At 36.1% G+C, this 17056-nt stretch carries 15 protein-coding genes; 10 read left to right on the forward strand and 5 right to left on the reverse strand.

Annotated features, from left to right (window positions below):
- Positions 1–1661 (reverse strand): glycoside hydrolase family 2 protein (locus AC4D4B_RS08925; protein WP_490999715.1); only part of this gene is annotated, 1661 nt, incomplete at its 3' end.
- A gap of 216 nt (positions 1662–1877) precedes the next feature.
- On the opposite strand from AC4D4B_RS08925, the gene AC4D4B_RS08930 reads away from it, so the two are divergent.
- Complete coding sequence (locus AC4D4B_RS08930; protein WP_490999716.1) at positions 1878–3113, forward strand: helix-turn-helix domain-containing protein; 1236 nt, start codon at positions 1878–1880, stop codon at positions 3111–3113.
- A 100-nt stretch (positions 3114–3213) separates the two neighbouring features.
- Positions 3214–3885, forward strand: coding sequence for a DUF3885 domain-containing protein (locus tag AC4D4B_RS08935; RefSeq protein WP_490999717.1), 672 nt, complete (start codon positions 3214–3216; stop codon positions 3883–3885).
- On the opposite strand, the gene AC4D4B_RS08940 is transcribed toward AC4D4B_RS08935, so the two are convergent.
- The gene (locus AC4D4B_RS08940) at positions 3865–4446 is read right to left on the reverse strand and encodes a hypothetical protein (protein WP_490999718.1); all 582 of its coding nucleotides are present in this window, start codon (positions 4444–4446) and stop codon (positions 3865–3867) included. The two genes, AC4D4B_RS08935 and AC4D4B_RS08940, sit on opposite strands and share 21 nt — an antisense overlap.
- 238 nt (positions 4447–4684) lie before the next feature.
- On the opposite strand from AC4D4B_RS08940, the gene AC4D4B_RS08945 reads away from it, so the two are divergent.
- The 3 genes from AC4D4B_RS08945 to AC4D4B_RS08955 all read left to right on the forward strand — a co-directional run bounded on the left by AC4D4B_RS08945 (position 4685) and on the right by AC4D4B_RS08955 (position 10616).
- Positions 4685–5791, forward strand: a complete 1107-nt coding sequence (locus AC4D4B_RS08945; RefSeq protein ID WP_490999719.1) for a CotH kinase family protein — start codon at positions 4685–4687, stop codon at positions 5789–5791.
- 100 nt (positions 5792–5891) lie between these two features.
- Positions 5892–6929, forward strand: coding sequence for a hypothetical protein (locus tag AC4D4B_RS08950; RefSeq protein ID WP_490999720.1), 1038 nt, complete (start codon positions 5892–5894; stop codon positions 6927–6929).
- Positions 6930–7118: 189 nt separating this feature from the next.
- The gene (locus AC4D4B_RS08955; RefSeq protein ID WP_490999721.1) at positions 7119–10616 is read left to right on the forward strand and encodes a S8 family peptidase; all 3498 of its coding nucleotides are present in this window, start codon (positions 7119–7121) and stop codon (positions 10614–10616) included.
- Positions 10617–10654: 38 nt separating this feature from the next.
- Here the strand turns inward: AC4D4B_RS08955 and AC4D4B_RS08960 are convergent, their stop codons facing one another.
- Together AC4D4B_RS08960 and AC4D4B_RS08965 are read right to left on the reverse strand one after the other, a co-directional pair.
- Positions 10655–10810 carry a hypothetical protein gene (locus AC4D4B_RS08960; RefSeq protein WP_490994384.1) on the reverse strand — a complete coding sequence of 52 codons (156 nt, stop codon included), beginning with the start codon at positions 10808–10810 and terminating at the stop codon, positions 10655–10657.
- Positions 10797–11126 carry a hypothetical protein gene (locus AC4D4B_RS08965; RefSeq protein WP_490999722.1) on the reverse strand — a complete coding sequence of 110 codons (330 nt, stop codon included), beginning with the start codon at positions 11124–11126 and terminating at the stop codon, positions 10797–10799. The genes AC4D4B_RS08960 and AC4D4B_RS08965 overlap by 14 nt, the downstream gene beginning before the upstream one ends.
- A gap of 230 nt (positions 11127–11356) precedes the next feature.
- Here AC4D4B_RS08965 and AC4D4B_RS08970 point away from each other — a divergent pair, with 230 nt between their 5' ends.
- Genes AC4D4B_RS08970 through floT form a run of 3 tightly spaced genes read left to right on the forward strand, consistent with a single transcriptional unit; the run spans position 11357 to position 14151 of the window.
- Positions 11357–12031: a PspA/IM30 family protein gene (locus AC4D4B_RS08970; RefSeq protein WP_490999723.1), complete on the forward strand. Its 675-nt coding sequence runs from the start codon at positions 11357–11359 to the stop codon at positions 12029–12031.
- A 20-nt stretch (positions 12032–12051) separates the two neighbouring features.
- Positions 12052–12585: an NfeD family protein gene (locus tag AC4D4B_RS08975; RefSeq protein ID WP_490999724.1), complete on the forward strand. Its 534-nt coding sequence runs from the start codon at positions 12052–12054 to the stop codon at positions 12583–12585.
- Between the two features lie 15 nt (positions 12586–12600).
- The gene (gene floT, locus AC4D4B_RS08980) at positions 12601–14151 is read left to right on the forward strand and encodes a flotillin lipid rafts scaffold protein FloT (RefSeq protein ID WP_490999725.1); all 1551 of its coding nucleotides are present in this window, start codon (positions 12601–12603) and stop codon (positions 14149–14151) included.
- Between the two features lie 105 nt (positions 14152–14256).
- Here the strand turns inward: floT and AC4D4B_RS08985 are convergent, their stop codons facing one another.
- Positions 14257–14709 (reverse strand): OsmC family protein, encoded by a 453-nt coding sequence (locus AC4D4B_RS08985; RefSeq protein WP_490994445.1) that lies wholly within the window; start codon positions 14707–14709, stop codon positions 14257–14259.
- 443 nt (positions 14710–15152) lie between these two features.
- Between AC4D4B_RS08985 and AC4D4B_RS08990 the strand changes: the two genes are divergently transcribed.
- Both AC4D4B_RS08990 and AC4D4B_RS08995 read left to right on the forward strand, forming a co-directional pair.
- Entirely contained in the window at positions 15153–16103 is a 951-nt protein-coding gene (locus AC4D4B_RS08990; protein WP_490994446.1) for a peptidylprolyl isomerase, read from the forward strand.
- A gap of 355 nt (positions 16104–16458) precedes the next feature.
- Positions 16459–17031, forward strand: coding sequence for a nitroreductase family protein (locus tag AC4D4B_RS08995; protein ID WP_490994447.1), 573 nt, complete (start codon positions 16459–16461; stop codon positions 17029–17031).
- Positions 17032–17056: the final 25 nt, after the last annotated feature.

The following is a 17056-nucleotide window of genomic DNA, read 5'->3' on the forward strand; positions in this document are numbered from 1 at the left end:
GTCATTAGGCCTTTATTATTTCGTCCTTTTACGCCGCCTTCGTCACGGATATTGGCACCGAAGTCAAACATATTCCAAACATATGTTGACCAAAGGAAAGGACGATCAGCGAAGATATTCCATACTGTTTCATGGTATAAAGTATGATATTCCTCTGTGTAATCTTTTACTTTTGGATCGTTTGTATGGTACTGGATAATACCCTCTGCACCGTACTCAGAGATACCAAGGCTAACTTGTGGGTTCGTTGCATGATAACCATCAATCCACTCGGCAAAATCTTCTGCCTTACCTTGATACCATCCGTAATATTTATTGTAACCAACCGTGTCCGTGATATAGTTGTATTCATCTGTGTCAGGAACAAACATAACGTTGGCCTGTGTAGTTAAACGTGTTGGATCTTCTTTTTTTGTTAACTCATTAAGTTCCTTAACAACTTTTCTGACTTCTGGTCTGTTACCGCCAATTTGAATCTCGTTTTGAACACCCCAGAATATAATGGAAGGGTGGTTGTAATTTTGTCGGATTAACTCAACCATTTGCTGTTTAGCATTTATACCCTCAAGCTCAGTCTTGGACATGATAGAGATAAACGGAATCTCAGCCCAAACAACCATACCTTCCCGGTCGCATAAATCATAGAAATATTGATCGTGTTGGTAGTGGGCAAGACGAATGGAAGTAGCGCCAACTTCTTTGATGAATTCCATATCTTCTTTGTGCTCTTTTTTAGTGATAGCCCAGCCCATATCTTTACGGTCCTGGTGACGGGAAACCCCATTAAGACGAAGGTGTTCTCCATTTAAGAAGAAGCCTTTTTCAGGATCCACTTTAAAGTAACGGACCCCAAATGGAATGGAAAGTTCATCAATTACATCATTATAGCTTGTTAAAGATAGGTTAGCTTCATACATATAGGCATTTTTACGGCCATTCCAAAGGATTGGGTTTTCGATTTTGATTGGCAATTCAACAACAGTAGTTTGTCCTGCTGGAAGAACAACCTCTTTTGCTCCATAAGCAGCTGTCTTACCTTCAGCATCAAGCATATCAGCCCATAAACGAACTTTTTTCTCTTCTTCATGATCATTTGTAAGTCTAGTTTTAAGGGTAATGGACGCTTGTTCCTTCGTTACTTCGTCTTGAACGATATAAACCCCTTGAGAACCATGATCCATTAAATCAAAGTGAACATGGCTAGCAATAACTAAATTAACATCACGGTAAATTCCGCCAAAGAAAGTGAAGTCAGCCATTTGAGGATATACATCTTCAACAACTGTATTGTCGACTTTCACCGCAAGCGTGTTTTTGCCTCCAAAAGTAACAACATCTGTAATATCGAATCTGAAAATAGAATAACCGCCGCGATGCTGGCCAAGGTGTTGTCCATTAACATAAACATCTGTTATGCTATTGCTTCCATTAAATTCGATATATACTTTATTGCCGGCATTTACAGTATCTACAGTAAATTCTTTTCTGTACCAGCATGCTCCTTTATAAAAATCAAATCCATTTGCACCATCAATCGCATTCCACGTATGAGGGACATTTACAGACTCCCAATTAGCATCATCATAAACTTGGTTCATTGCATCTTGTACGTTTTCTTTAATGAATTTCCATGCGTCATTCAGATTAATTACTTTTCTCATGTATTGAACTCCCTGTTTATAAATTAATTCAGTAAACAATCAGGATATAAGAACAGATTGTCTTCATATATAGTGTTTACTGAATTAATTTCATTATAGGTATTAATTTTAGAAAAATATCGTACAATTTTTGTTTTTTTAGTATTATTTTTAGTTCATGATGGCGTTTTCATTGTATAATGAAAATAAAAAAGTGAATTTTAAAGGATGATTAGATTGAATCAGGAACAGATAAAAGTATACGCTCAGCTATGTAATCTGGTCAGTTCAATTGTTAAATTGGATGTAAAACTGCTTGACCTGGATGGAAATAAAATTATCCTAATGGCTAAACACCAGATACCAAGTGGATTGGCAAATAACGAAGAGGAAAATAAATCAATCACGGAATTGTTAAAGGCAAGCAAAAAAAATGAATATTTACATTATATTAATTCGGCTAAATTGGAATGTATTTTTGCTGGAATCTGGAAAGATGATCAATATGCAGGCACAGTGATGGTTGGCCCTTTTTTGTCTGATTTACCTTCAGATTTATTTATCAGCCAAATTATCTCCTCTCAAAGTTTACCCATTAGTGACAGAAAGCAATATCAAGATTTCTACGAGACTTTATCAATCCTAAGTGATGAAGAAATAAGAAGTATCGGAGAGTTATTAGTAAATTTGTGTCCTCACGACTATATTTCGTCATCACAGCTGGTTACACCGACTATTAATAAACAAAATAATCCAGTAAAACCTATTCAGCATGAAGAAGAGGATCGTGAAAAGATCATTGAACACCGTTATAAAATAGAAAAAAGAATTATAGACGCCATTGCAAGAGGGGATAAGGAAGGAGCATTAAAGCAATTAACGGGTTTAACTGATGTACATCTTAAAAATAGAGTTCCGGAAAATCCAATTCGATCGTCTAAAAACCTAACATTTGTTCAGAATACGTTATTTAGAATTGCTGCTGAAAAAGGTGGAGTTCATCCGGTTTATTTACATGATGTATCAGAAAAATATGCTATCCTGATTGAAAAAGCAGATAATCTACCATATTTACACAAGCTTATTAGGAATATGCTTGATGCCTATTGTGAACTGGTTAATGAGTTCTCCACACGTAAGTTTAGTCCTATCGTCAAAAATGCTGTGCAATATATTAATTTCAATTTGGAAAGCCCTTTGATGCTTAATGAAATAGCAGAGTCTATTCATGTGAATCCATCACATTTATCAAAAAAATTTAAAATGGAGACAGGCCAGAGTATCACCGATTTCATCAATTTAAAAAGAATAGAGGCGGCCAAATTATATTTATTAAATGGAAATATGTCAATCACAGATGTTGCTTACCTAGTTGGTTTTAATGATGTAAATTACTTCAGTAGAATATTTAAACGGATTACATCTATGACACCTTCTCAATATGTAAAAGGGACCGAAGTAATAGATGCGTAAAAATTTCTCTGGCATAAGAGAGCAAATATATTATTAACCCTATTTAATTAGCAAGGTCAGTCAGTGGTACTCTATCAATAATGAAAGAGAGAATAGAACAATGAGGGTAAAAGACTATCTGAATGGGAAATTTCCATCTATCGAATTAATACCAAGTATATATCATCAATGGGATATAGGAATCCACTTTACGCTCGGTGGTGATAATTATCAGTTCAAAATAAACGGTGAACTAAATTGTGATAGATTCAGGCTTGTGTATAAGCAACTTGATACGATTTTTAATCAGTTATTTGAACAAAATGATGACGTATTCCTTGTAACGAATGTGTACACGAATAAAACTAGTGTAAAGCATACAAGAAAGTTGAAAGTATATAAACCTTTTCTAAAGTATAGAAATTCTTTAAATCATATTCAGGTGAGGACATATCCATATCCTTTTGAGTTCGATGAAGAAGAATATGAAATGCAGCAATTTTCCTTATTGTGTAAAACAAAGGATATACGCATAACTGAATTATTAAAAGCAGCCACTCACGAAGATTTTCCTCTAAAGCCAAGATTCGGAGCGGACATGATTCATTATCCGGATGTCTTCTTCGTGAATATCACTAAAGACCTTATTTTCTTTGTCTATGATGACCGTGGATGTGAAGTTATTGCGCTAAGCGCTGAACGACTGCGCCCGCTATATGAACAACATAAGGATTGGGTGGAAGATGTGGACCGGAAAAAGATTGAGCGAGGATTAAACCGGAGAACAGGTTGATAGAATAAAAGAAGTGCAGTCATCATTTAAGATGCTGCACTTTCTACAGTATTGCTTATTTTTTCTGATGCAAAAGATACATATTACCTTCGTCCCAATATCTAGTTTGTCTTGATGGATTAAACACATCTTCTGTGCGCACGCTTCTTCTGCGACGGGAGCGATTATTGCTGCGGGAACGGCAAGAGCGGGAACGATTATTCTTACGGGAACGGCAAGAACGGGAACGATTATTGCTGCGGGATTGGCAAGAGCGAGAACGATTATTGTTGCGGGAACGACAAGAACGTGATTGCTTATTGTTGCGAGAACGGCAAGAACGTGATTGTTTATTGTTGCGAGAACGGCAAGAACGTGATTGCTTATTGTTGCGGGAACGGCAAGAACGTGATTGCTTATTGTTACGGGAACGGCAAGAGCGAGAACGATTATTGTTGCGAGAACGGCTTTTGTTGTGGGAGCGGTTTTTGTTACGTGAACGAGAACGATTACCTCCTCTGTTGCGAGAGCCAGAACGACCACGAGAACGTTCGGAAGTCGGCTCTTGGTACAAAAATCCATCCATTTGATGTCCTTTTACATCCTCAACCGCTTTCCTAATTTGATCTTCAGTGTATTTCTTCATAAAACAGCCTCCTATTACTTACTTCATAAACTTCTTACCTTAACAGATTACGCTAAAGAAGATTATTTGCTTTGGACAAACGTGTAATTATTTAAAAATAGACGAATTACATCAGTTCCCTCTCTATTTCTATGACATAGACATGTAATAGAAAAGATGATGAGGTGATATTTGATGAGTGTAAAGGAGCTTCCAGTTATTGAACTTTTTATACATCCGCATGATTTATTGGATTTGAAATCGGATATTTGGAATGACGAACCAGTAAATGGGAAATTGAAAGTGGGAAATAAACGGTTTCATATACATGCAAATTATCGGGGATCCCATATTAGAAAATCGAAAAAGAAGTCGTACTTTATAAAATATATTAGCCCTAAGAAACTAAGTGGAGCGAAAGAATTCCATCTAAATGCGGAATATAAAGACCCGTCCATGATACGGAATAAACTATCTTTAGATTTTTTTCGCGATATTGGTGTAATGGCCCCTTCAGCCAATCATGTCATTTTAAAATTGAATGGGAGGAATGAGGGGGTTTATTTACAGCTCGATTCAGTGGATGAATTGTTTTTACAAACTAAAAATAAACCAGCAGGCAGTATTTTTTATGCAGTAGATGATGATGCCAATTTTTCATTGATTGGTTCATTTGAAGAAGGGCCAAAAAAAACATTAATACAGGGCTATGAACAAAAATGTGGTCCAAAAGGAGATGGGAAGAAACTGGAGGAACTCATTTATATCACGAATACTACAGAACGGAACGAGTTTAAAAAGGAAATTGAGAAGTACTTGGATATAAAAAAGTACTTGCAGTGGCTTGCTGGTGTCGTATGTACACAAAATTTCGATGGTTTTGTTCATAACTATTCCTTATATTTAAATAGCGAAACAGGTTTACTTGAAATTATGCCATGGGATTTCGATGCAACATGGGGAAGAGATATTAATGGTAAAGAAATGCCTTATGATTATGTTAGATGCCAGGGTTTCAATACACTTAGTGCAAGATTATTAGATTTGCCCTATTATCAGAACATGTATATCGATATATTGAGAGATATATTGAATGAAATCTTTACTCCTGAATATATGAGCCCGATTATAAATAACCATTTTAATCGGCTTCGCCCATATATTTTGGATGATCCCTATCTTAAAGGACGGCAGGATCGACTTGAGAAAGAGTCTGATTTTATCCTCTCTTTCATAACCAAACGAAATAAATTTTTAAATGAGGATTTGGAAAAATGGGCGGCTGGGTTAGGCAAGAGTTGAATTTCTTCTAAATAGGCTTTTCGTTTAGTACGAATATTAGTAGTGTACGTACACTGTAGTATAAATATCTATGTGGAAAAGCACAGAGGAGGAAGCAGAAATGGCAAGAAGGCGAAAAAAATACCTCTCCCATAAAAAAATTACTGACAGGAATACAGAAGAACAAACACTAACATTTATAGAAGAGACAGCTCCTTTATCTCCATTATTCTCTCTAATAGGAGAAAAAGTTAAAATTAATAGAGGAGGTCCGAACTCAAAAGAAGGTATATTATTAAAAGCAAAGACGGATTATGTTGCACTTTTGGTTAATCAGGAAGTATTATATTTTGCCACCAGTCATATTCACAGTGTTACACACAATATTAAAGAGAGTTCATCCGGCCAAGTTGAGAAAACAGATGAGGAGTTTGAATGTGCTGAATCTGAAACATTTACAGACCTGTTAAGTGAATTCAAGTATCAAAGCATTCAGATTAATCAGGGACCAGAATCAAGAGTTGGTAAATTGTTGAATGTTAACTCATCCATGTTAGTTATCTTACATGAAGAGGATGGGCTAATCTATTATAATTTAGAACACGTGAAATTAATAAAGACCATTTTAACATCAGTAGATGAAAATAAGGGGAACAGCAATAAAAGCCTCAGAGGATATTCAAGGTATGATTATCACAAAAGTTCCAGTCCAGTCCATCCATGGAATTTAACCGATGGTGTTCTGTTTGAATCAGACTCCTTCTTCGAGTTCATTCAAACATTTAAGCATAAATGGGTATCTGTTAATAGAACAGGTCCAGAAGCGTTAGAAGGTGTATTATTAGAGGAAAGCGACGGATTTTTTACAATTGTCAACAATGAAGAAGCATTCCGTATCCATCCCTTTCATATTAAGAGTATTAGCTTAGGAGCAAAAGGGTCATTTAAAGCTGAAAAAGATAATGAGGATGGTAAAGATAGTAAGGAGCAAAGCGCAGAGGATTCATCTTCTTCCTATGAAGTGCAATCATCTTATCAAAGAGAATCTTCTTATAGAGAATCCTGTTCCTGTGAGGACTCCGTGTTATATGAGGATTCTGTAGAAGAAGTTACTTGGAATCCGCAGCATCGCATAAAAACATATGATGTTTTTAATTAAAGATATCCATGAAAATCATAACTCACTGTTTGGCATAAATGCTGAACAGTTTTTTGTCGATTTCAAAGTAGCTGAGAAAGAATTATGTCGAATCTTTTTCATAATTAACAGCAGGTTTTTTGCATAAATGTAACGAATTGGTAATAGTCTTCAATTTAAAAATCAGTGAAGACAAAAAGGGGAGAAAGAATGAAAAAATTAGTAACTGTCATAGCTACTGCCGCTTTACTTCTAACATCGGGCACAAGTGGGGTATTTGCTGCGGCAAAGGTGAGTTCAATAAACCAAAAGGGAGATGAAATCCGCAGTTCCGAAAAAATGGACAAACCAACAACGAAGAAATATGACGAATATATTCAGGCAGACACCTTGGTTATTGAGCATAGTGGACCGTTATCTAAGAAAACTCTGACCAAATATAAGGGTAAAGTGGTAAAGGCTGGCGGGAATCTTGGTTATTCAGTTGTTAAATTCAAAACAGCATCCGCAGCTAAACAAGCTTATACGGAATTAAGTAAGTCTAATTCGGTCACATCGATTGCGCCGAGCGTTAAGTATAAAACTTCTTCTGTCAAAACCGATCCTAAGATCAGTCAACAATATTATAACAAGTTGTTAAACTTACCTGCGGCACAGAAAAAAGCAGGGAAAAATAAAGTATTGGTGGCTGTGATTGATACGGGAATTGATAAAAATCACCCTGAATTAAAAAACAAAATTGTATCAAGCTATAATATCCATAATCCAGTTAACGCATCATTGCCTGAGTATCATGGAACACATGTAGCCGGCATAATTGCAGCTGAGAAGAATAATGGAATTGGCGGTTATGGCATCAATCCAAATGCTTCGGTTTTATCTATTGATGTATTTAATAGAGAAATGGGTGCGTACGATTACAATATCGCAGAAGGTGTTTTATATGCAATTAAAAAGAAAGCGAAGGTAATCAATTTGAGCTTAGGCGGCCCATTCAGTTCACCAGTTCTTGAAGCCGCAATCAAAAAAGCGAAAGCGGCTGGAATTGTGATTGTTGCTGCGGCTGGTAATGAAGGAGCTGATATGAAAAGTTACCCTGCTGCCTATGAAGGAGTCATTAGTGTCGGAGCTGTAAATAAAAGCAAAACACTGACATCCTGGTCATCCTATGGTGTTTCGACAGATATAGTAGCACCTGGGGATAATATTTATGCACCAATCTATGATTATGAGAAAAAGTCGACTTTTGCTTCATTGAGCGGCACATCGATGGCAGCTCCGATGGTGACTGGAACGGTTTCCTTGCTGTTATCTAAATATCCAAAATTAAAACCGGAACAGGTAGAATACATTTTAAAGAAAACAGCTAGTGATTTAAGTACGAAGGGCTACGATAAGAAATATGGATATGGACTAGTCAATCCATCCTCTGCTCTAAGCTTTGATATTAAAAAAATTCCATCCTTAACTGCTGCCGTGTGGAATAAGGATACGATTATGAAAAATGCTAAAACGGTTGGCAACAGCTATACGGTGAAAAAAACATTTATGAAACCATTGGAGCAGCACTGGATCAAGCATACCGTAAAAAAAGGTGAAACATATCAAATTAATTTAAAAGGCTCTAAAGTATTTGATTCCCAATTACTCGTAAATATGTATGGAAAAGATAAATCAAGCACGAAAAAAATCGATGATGTCAGTGAGGGTAAAACAGAGGGCTATTACTTTAAAGCACCATACGATGGTACTTTGACCATTGGTGTAAAAGATATTAGCGGAAATTACGATGTCGCCGGAAGCAAATTATCTGAATATGAATTAGTATTCAAAAAAGTAACTGTTTCAAAAGATGAATCCGGTAAAGAAAACCCGATTATAATACCTAAATTGTCCTATGATACAACAGGTAAAAAAATGCATCTTGTTGGCGAAAATGGAGATGATGATTATTTTCAATTTACAACTGGTGAAAAAGAGGAAAACATTAAGCTTTCTGTAAATGGTACACCTGGTGCAGACGTCAGCATATTTGTCTATGCACTGACAGACATTAGAGATGAAGAAGAGATTGAGGATGACGAGAAGATTACGGAAACTGTGGAAATTAATAAGGAAGCAGCTGAAGACGTAGAGGATGGTAACCAAGAAGATGGACCAACGCATGTAAATATCCTTGAACGTGAAATTAACAGCGGTACCATCGGTGAAAGTGAACAGGATGTCTTCACTGCTGAGCCTAAAACTACCTATACTATAAAAATATCTAACAAATATGAGGGATATTCCGAAAGCTTTACTGACTATTATATCTTCTCGGAAGGATTTGAAACATCGGCTACCAAGATAACTGGTGCAATTCGCCAAAACGCTGATCCTTATACTTTCAAAGCCAGCCTGGTCAAAATGCCAGAGGATGAGGATGGAATTCATTCCATATATGATCGTGAAGGGTATGACGAAGAAGGAGAATATATTGGTGATGATGAAGAATACTGGGAAGAAGAAGAGGGAGACGATTCTGTAATTGAAATGCTGGATGAAATGGCCCTCTCATATAAATTAACAAGTGAAAAATCAGGTTATTTACAGTCACGTTATGAGGAAGATTGGTATAAAGTCAATGTAACATCAGCAGGAATCCATGCTTTTGATTTAGGTACAGCTAAACATTTCTTCTCCATTTACCAGGCTGTGGAATATGAAGGGGAAAACGGTAATACGATCCGTGTACTTGAGACAGTTGCAGAAAATTATGATTGGTATACGGGAGCAAAGCTTAATACTTTTTATGCCTCACTTGAAGCTGGGAAAACGTATTATATGAAGGTTGAGATGGATTGGATGTCTGAATCCTATTCTACGGATAAATATTTCTTTGAATCAAGATTAGTAGGTAAGCCTGCTGATAAATACGAGAACAACGATTCTATGAAAAACGTAAAGACTCTTCCTGCTACGACTGTTAAAGGCGACTACGCAAAATATGCCGATATGGATCTTTATCGATACACAGCTAAAACATCAGGTAACTATGCATTAACGGTGGATAATAATAAACCAAGCACATCAGGACTCCCTGCACTAGTTAAAGGTGATGTTTATTCGTATATTGCCGTAATGGAAGATAAAAATAATAACAAGAATGTAGATGATGCAGATTTAGATACGATTAAATATATAGATTCCTATTATGATCCTGCAGGTGCATATGGCTCACATTATTTCCAAAAGGGTAAAGCGTATTTTATAGCGATTATGGGTGATGGCGAATTTTTACCATTCTCTTTAACACAATATACGTTTAAGCTCAGTCAAGTGAATCACAAAGATGAAGATGCCGGGACTGTTATTAAGAAAAATAAACCATCAAAACCAATCAGCTTTAAGAAATCGAAGGGAAAATGGGAGAAAACAGGCCGATTTAACGCATTTAATACAAAGAAAAATGATGAAGACTGGTACAAGCTTAAAGTGGATAAAGCTTTCAGCGGTCAAATCACTTTAAGTGGCGGCAGGGAATTGGATGGAGCCTTTGAGGTTTATCAAAATGGCAAAAAAATCGCCGGCTCTGACCGATATGCTGAAAATGATACAGAAGTTTTAAATATCAGTCTTAAAAAAGGTACCTATTATATAAAATTAAAAGATGCTCAAGGTTCTGCTTCTTTGTCACCGTACACAATCCGGGTGCAAGAAAAGAAATAGATATTTAGAAGGTTTCCAGGTTTTCTGGAAACCTTTTTTTACACTTCTTCCTTCTGTTTTGGGAGTTGATTTTGAAGATTTCGTTCGTTTTCAATTAGTTTGACTAGAATGTTCCAGAATTGTTGTTGGATAATGGGGTCTGATGTGATTGGCTTAATTTTGTCCCATAAATGATGAATGTCATTCTGTCTCATGTTTTTCACTCCACTTTTGCTTTGCCATCTTTTTGCATATTTTTTTGATGAAACGATTCGGATGAGAATTGGATAGTTCTTTTATTAGTTTGGATGCTATTTGTTGATCTGTTAGGTGTTGGTTTTGAGAAATCAATATACGAGCCATTGACGAAATGGCCATTATATCTGAATCTCTTAATTTTGCCAATTGGGTAGCCGCTTTCAACTCTTCAGGTGATTTTTTAAACGGTGAAAGAGTAGATAATGAGTAGCTTATTTCATTATTCAAGTCACTTATAATTGCATCGATTGATTCTGGTTTTTCTATATTCACTGAAAATCTCCTTTCAGAATAACTATGGCGTTATTTTTTAAGCTTACTATAAAGGTTATTGTTGAGTAAAAGATTGAGCAATAAGCATGATTAGATTATTCCTGGTGTGAATAACCATCGTATTTCACTTATAAATATTTTGTAAATTATTATAATATTTTAAAATAATTGAAACTTTCAGTGATATTCAATCGTATAAAATGGTAAGATTATCCTGGGAGGTTGATAAGATGTTTGAGTTTTTTAAGCGAATGAAGACGGTGGTCAGTTCAGAATTATATGCACTCATTGAAAAAGCAGAAGATCCCATAAAAATGGCCGATCAATACCTAAGAGAAATGAATCATGAAATTGAAGAAGCAGAGAAGACAACTGCAAAGGTCATGGCTGAGGAGAAATTAACCCACAGAAAAATCACCGATTTAAAATTACTGATTGAAAAACGTAATACTCAGGCAATGGAAGCCATTCAAGCTGGTAAAGAGACGCTTGCAAAACAAGCTTTAGAAAACAAACTTCAGCTCGGGACTGAGCTTGCCTCATTGGAGAATTTGCATGAACAGGCTAAACAAAATGTCAAGGATTTGCAAAATCGACTGCGAGAAATGAAAGCTGATTATCAGGAACTTGTGATGCGCAGAGATACATTAAAGGCAAGAGCGCTTTCTGCTAAAGTACAAACTTCAGTAAATCGTTCTTTCCATACAGAAAATCGAAATTCGGCGAAAGCTGGATTCGAACGAATGGAACAAAAAGTTATGGAATATGAAGCAGAAGCGGAAGTCAGTAAAGAGCTTAAAAGTAATCACCTTGAAATTGATAATGAGTTTAAAAAGATGGAAACCGAAAAATTAGTTAAATCAGAATTACAAAGATTAAAGGATTCATTGAATAGCGGAAAATAACTGATAAAGGGTTGATTAGTATGGAATTTTTAGGGGTGGAATTAGCTGACTTTTTCTTATATTCACTGATTATATCCGGTATCCTTACGTTTTTCTTTATATTATTTAATGATCTGTTTGCCGGATTAGATCTCCCTGATTTTTTAAACCCAACCCTTATTCTAAGCTTTTTGACCATTGCAAGCGGATCAGGGTATGTGCTTGTTTCTTTAACCTCATTGCGGGCACTTCCCATTTTTTTAATTTCCTTCGCAATCGCTTTTATACTTGTCTCTATTATTAATCTATTCGTTTTAGTGCCCTTGTCTCTCGCTCATGAATCTTTAACGATTACAGAGGATGAACTAAAGGGACGGTTGGGAAAAGTGATAACATCAGTACCTGTTAACGGGTACGGTGAAGTATTAATAACAAGTAAAAGCGGAACGTTTTCGAAGCCGGCCGTAAGTTTTGACCAAGAAGCGATACCATCTGAGACAAAGGTATTAATCATTGATATCCAAAATGGTGTTCTGCATGTCAGTCCACATGAAGAATTAAATGAACTGGGATAGGAGAGTGGGAGTAGTATGACATTAATCTACGGTATTATTGGGGCAGTGGTATTTATTATATTAGCCCTTATAGGAGTTTTTGTTACAAAATATAGAACAGCTGGACCTGATGAAGCATTGATTGTCACAGGCAGTTACTTAGGCAGTAAAAATGTACATGTTGATGAATCAGGTAATCGAATCAAAATTGTACGAGGAGGAGGGACCTTCGTTCTTCCAGTATTTCAGCAAGCTGAGCCATTGAGCTTATTATCAAGTAAATTAGAGGTTTCAACACCGGAAGTATACACGGAACAGGGTGTTCCGGTAATGGCAGATGGTGTATCCATTATTAAAATAGGTAATACCATTTCTGAAATTGCAACAGCTGCGGAACAATTTTTAGGGAAAACGAAGGATGACCGTGAACAGGAAGCAAGAGAAGTACTGGAGGGGCATTTACGCTCCATTCTTGGTTCGATGACAGTTGAGGAAATCTACAAAAACCGCGAAAAATTTTCACAGGAAGTACAAAGGGTTGCCTCGCAGGATTTAGCGAAAATGGGATTGGTTATCGTTTCTTTTACAATTAAAGATGTGCGTGATAAAAATGGTTATTTGGAATCGCTTGGTAAACCGAGAATAGCTCAGGTAAAAAGGGATGCGGATATCGCAACAGCCGAAGCCGATAAAGAAACACGAATCAAACGGGCTGAAGCATCCAAGGAAGCGCAAAAAGCTGAACTTGAACGTGCAACTGAAATCGCAGAGGCAGAAAAATTAAATCAATTGAAAATTGCTGAATTCAGACGTGAACAGGATATTGCTAAAGCAAAAGCCGATCAGGCATATGATTTAGAAACTGCACGTTCTAAGCAAGATGTTACGGAACAAGAGATGCAAATTAAAATCATTGAGCGGCAGAAGCTGATTGAATTAGAAGAAAAAGAAATTTTACGCCGTGAAAAACAATATGATTCAGAAGTGAAGAAAAAGGCAGATGCAGATCGTTACGCAGTTGAACAAGCAGCTTCTGCCGAAAAGACAAAGCAATTAACCGAAGCCGATGCTAATCAATATCGTATTGAATCAATGGCCAGAGCTGAAGCAGAGAGGGTACGTTTAGATGGTCTTGCAAAAGCGGAAGCCCAAAGAGCACAAGGGGTTTCTGAAGCGGAAATCATTCGTTTAAAAGGCTTGGCGGAAGCTGAAGCAAAGCAAAAAATCGCAGAAGCCTTCGAGCAATTTGGTCAGGCTGCTGTGATGGATATGATGTTAAAAATGCTTCCTGAATATGCAAGGGAAGTTGCTAAACCGTTGAGCAGTATTGATAAAATAACGATTGTTGATACAGGGAGCGGCGGTGCAGGCGGCGGTGCCAATAAAGTGACCGGATATGCGACGAATTTAATGGCAACTTTACAAGAATCATTAAAAGCATCCTCCGGAATCGACATGAAAGAGTTAATTGAAAGCTTTGCAGGTAAAAATTCAGGCGTCAGTCCTAGAATAAACCTTGAAGAAGAGTTGGCTAAAACTGAGATTCCTATTGTTAAGGGACTTGATCGTACTCCAGATCAACTCTAAATAAACAATAAACAAACCTGAGTTCATATGAGCTCAGGTTTTTTCTTGTTTAGTACGGATATTAGGATTGAATAAACTAGAAGCACCTTCTAGAGTTTATAACCATTATTCAGAAATGCGCTTAACTGTGATTTCTAATTCTATCTCTACATTGTCTTTGAGAGCACGGCTGATCATACAGGAAGTTTCTGCTTTTTGGGCTAGTTTTTGGACGAGTGCGATATCATTTGCAGTTGCAGAGTCCTTTAGTATAATCGATGGCCGATGAATAATCTTTTTATAGGTAAACACACCGTTTGTTACATCGACAATTCCCTCTGACTGTAAAGTTAACCCTTCTTTATCTATATGACTGCGTTCCATCATAGCTGCCAGCGTAATAATATAACAGGTTGCTGCAGCACCAAGTAACATCTCATCTGGATTTGTCCCGATTCCGGGTCCATCCATTTCCTCCGGTATCGAAATTTTCGTATGAAGATTTTTAGTATGTATTTCACCTATATCATTACGTAATCCAGGCCAAACAGCCTCTAAAATAAACTGATGCTCTGCCATTATAAAATCCCCTTTATTTACCTATTATTCTTCATTTTAATGTGTAAATGAATCTAATTCACATAAAGTGCTTAAAAATAGTTAAAAAGGGGGTTTTCTTGTTAATTGTCTAATCATACTTTAGAGCAATATTGAAGCATAGAATATTTTATTTATTATCTTAGGAAATTAATGATTGATGAATACCAAATTGTGACTAGTTGTTTACAGGGAGCAAATATCATCTAATGTAGTTTCAAACAAGGATTATATTTTCACTTTATGATGTTTTCATATACTATAATAGGTAATATTACATATAGTCATATTGATTGTATCCATATTTTCATTAACTAAACAATATTTAACATAGGGTATTTTATATTTGACATATTCCTGACACATTATATGATTATAGTAATGTTAACGCAAATCATAAATTTTATTTTGATAGGAGTTATATTATGACCAACGAGATAAAGAATACTTCAGATACAGAAGAGAAAGCTACTGAAATTAAAGCAGATCAAACAAAAAAACCTAAAAATAAGAAATGGATTGCCGGTATTGCAGCAGCTGTCGTATTAACAGGAGCAATAGCTGGTGGGGCATATGCATATACAAAATCTCAAACAGTAGGCAGCGTCAATGGCGACCGCATTACTAAAAATGAATTATATGACACAATGGCCAATGTGTACGGAGCATCTGCTGTAGATAGCTTAATTACGATGAAGGTCATTGAAAAGGAAGCCGATGATCGCAAAGTAAAAGTTTCAGATAGTGAAATAAATGAACAAGTAGATGTTTATAAAGAGAATTATGGCGGAGAAGAAGGCTTAAAATCAGCACTTGAATCCAGTGGTTTATCTATAGAGGATTTGAAAGAAGATATCGCAATAAACATTAAAATTGAAAAGTTAATGCAGGAAGATGTTGAGATCACAGAGGATGAAGTAAAAACTTATTATGAAGAGAATAAAGCAAACTTTGACCAACCTGAACAGGTTGAAGTTAGCCACATCCTTGTTGAAGACGAAGACAAAGCAAATGAACTAATGAAAAAAATCAAAGACGGCGAAGATTTTGCTAAACTAGCCAAAGAAAACTCTACTGATACAGCATCTGCTGAAAGTGGTGGAGAGCTCGGTTATATTTCTAAAGGAGAAATGGTAGAAGAGTTTGAAAAAGCAGCTTTCGCTTTAGAGGTTGATGAAGTTAGTGATGTGGTTAAATCAGAATATGGATACCACATTATTAAATCTACAGGCTATAAAGAAGCGAAAGAATCCACTTATGAAGAATCAAAAGCGGATGCTAAAGAAGCCGCTCTAAGCGAAAAGATTTCTTCTGAGTACAACACATGGCTAGAAGACTTAAAGAAAGATTATAAAATTAAAAATAAATTTGAATAATAATGTTCAAATATCAAGAAGAAGTGACATAAGTATTTCAGTCAATAATAAATCCGACCTATTAGGTGATATTTTAATAAATATCGCCTAATAGGTCGGATTTTTATTTGTTTTCAATAGATTGTTTCCTTCTGTATACCATTATTAAACTTAGCGCAATGGAACGAACTTTTTAAGTAACAAAGTCGATAAATTAGCTATCGTTCGTCTTTACAGGATCGTTTATAAGTTATGTCCCATGCTCTTTTATATTTAAGAAGAAGAAATTTTTGTACTTTCCAACATAGGGATATATAGTATAGTAGTAACTAAATTTTACAAAATATAGAGATAACTAGATAGGGAGGTAATGTTTATGGAACTATTTGAAGCCATTAAAGGAAGAAGAAGTATTGGCAAGGTTAAAAATGAACCAATACCTGATGAGCTCATACATAAAATTATTGAAGCGGGAACATGGGCACCCTGTCATCATCGTACAGAACCATGGAAGTTTTTTGTTTTGAAAGAGGATGGCAGAAAAATCCTCAGTGATGTGTTGGTGGATATCCTGAAATCTGAATTAGATGATTTTGAGTCAGAAGAAAGTAAAAACAGATTAGAAAAAGTGAGCAAGAATCCCTATCGTGCTCCTGTCATCATAGTGACTGCCGTTGAACCAGTGAAGAATGATAAGGTTCTGATTGAAGAAGAATACGCTGCTGTACATGCAGCTACGCAAAATATCCTGCTGGCAGCTCATGCTCTTGGACTGGGTGCCGTATGGAGAACCGGAAAACAATGCCATGATAAACGAATGAGCAAGGCTTTTAATCTTTCTGAGGATGGTGCTGTAACTGGGTTTATCTATATAGGATATCCAGATATGAGTCCTAAAGAAGGTTCAAGAAAATCTATTGATGAAGTGACCAAGTGGATAACCAAGTGATAATGAAAGCCGGTACCAGAGTATA

The sequence above is a fragment of the Pradoshia sp. Z6_59 genome (genome assembly GCF_058267515.1).

Excerpts from the sequence above, each read along its gene's own strand:
- AC4D4B_RS08935 (WP_490999717.1), top strand. The coding sequence starts at position 3,214 with ATGAGGGTAAAAGACTATCTGAATGGGAAATTTCCATCTATCGAATTA.
- AC4D4B_RS08940 (WP_490999718.1), bottom strand. The coding sequence starts at position 4,446 with ATGGATTTTTGTACCAAGAGCCGACTTCCGAACGTTCTCGTGGTCGTT.
- AC4D4B_RS08945 (WP_490999719.1), top strand. The coding sequence starts at position 4,685 with ATGAGTGTAAAGGAGCTTCCAGTTATTGAACTTTTTATACATCCGCAT.
- AC4D4B_RS08950 (WP_490999720.1), top strand. The coding sequence starts at position 5,892 with ATGGCAAGAAGGCGAAAAAAATACCTCTCCCATAAAAAAATTACTGAC.
- AC4D4B_RS08955 (WP_490999721.1), top strand. The coding sequence starts at position 7,119 with ATGAAAAAATTAGTAACTGTCATAGCTACTGCCGCTTTACTTCTAACA.
- AC4D4B_RS08960 (WP_490994384.1), bottom strand. The coding sequence starts at position 10,810 with ATGAGACAGAATGACATTCATCATTTATGGGACAAAATTAAGCCAATC.
- AC4D4B_RS08970 (WP_490999723.1), top strand. The coding sequence starts at position 11,357 with ATGTTTGAGTTTTTTAAGCGAATGAAGACGGTGGTCAGTTCAGAATTA.
- AC4D4B_RS08975 (WP_490999724.1), top strand. The coding sequence starts at position 12,052 with ATGGAATTTTTAGGGGTGGAATTAGCTGACTTTTTCTTATATTCACTG.
- floT (WP_490999725.1), top strand. The coding sequence starts at position 12,601 with ATGACATTAATCTACGGTATTATTGGGGCAGTGGTATTTATTATATTA.
- AC4D4B_RS08985 (WP_490994445.1), bottom strand. The coding sequence starts at position 14,709 with ATGGCAGAGCATCAGTTTATTTTAGAGGCTGTTTGGCCTGGATTACGT.
- AC4D4B_RS08990 (WP_490994446.1), top strand. The coding sequence starts at position 15,153 with ATGACCAACGAGATAAAGAATACTTCAGATACAGAAGAGAAAGCTACT.
- AC4D4B_RS08995 (WP_490994447.1), top strand. The coding sequence starts at position 16,459 with ATGGAACTATTTGAAGCCATTAAAGGAAGAAGAAGTATTGGCAAGGTT.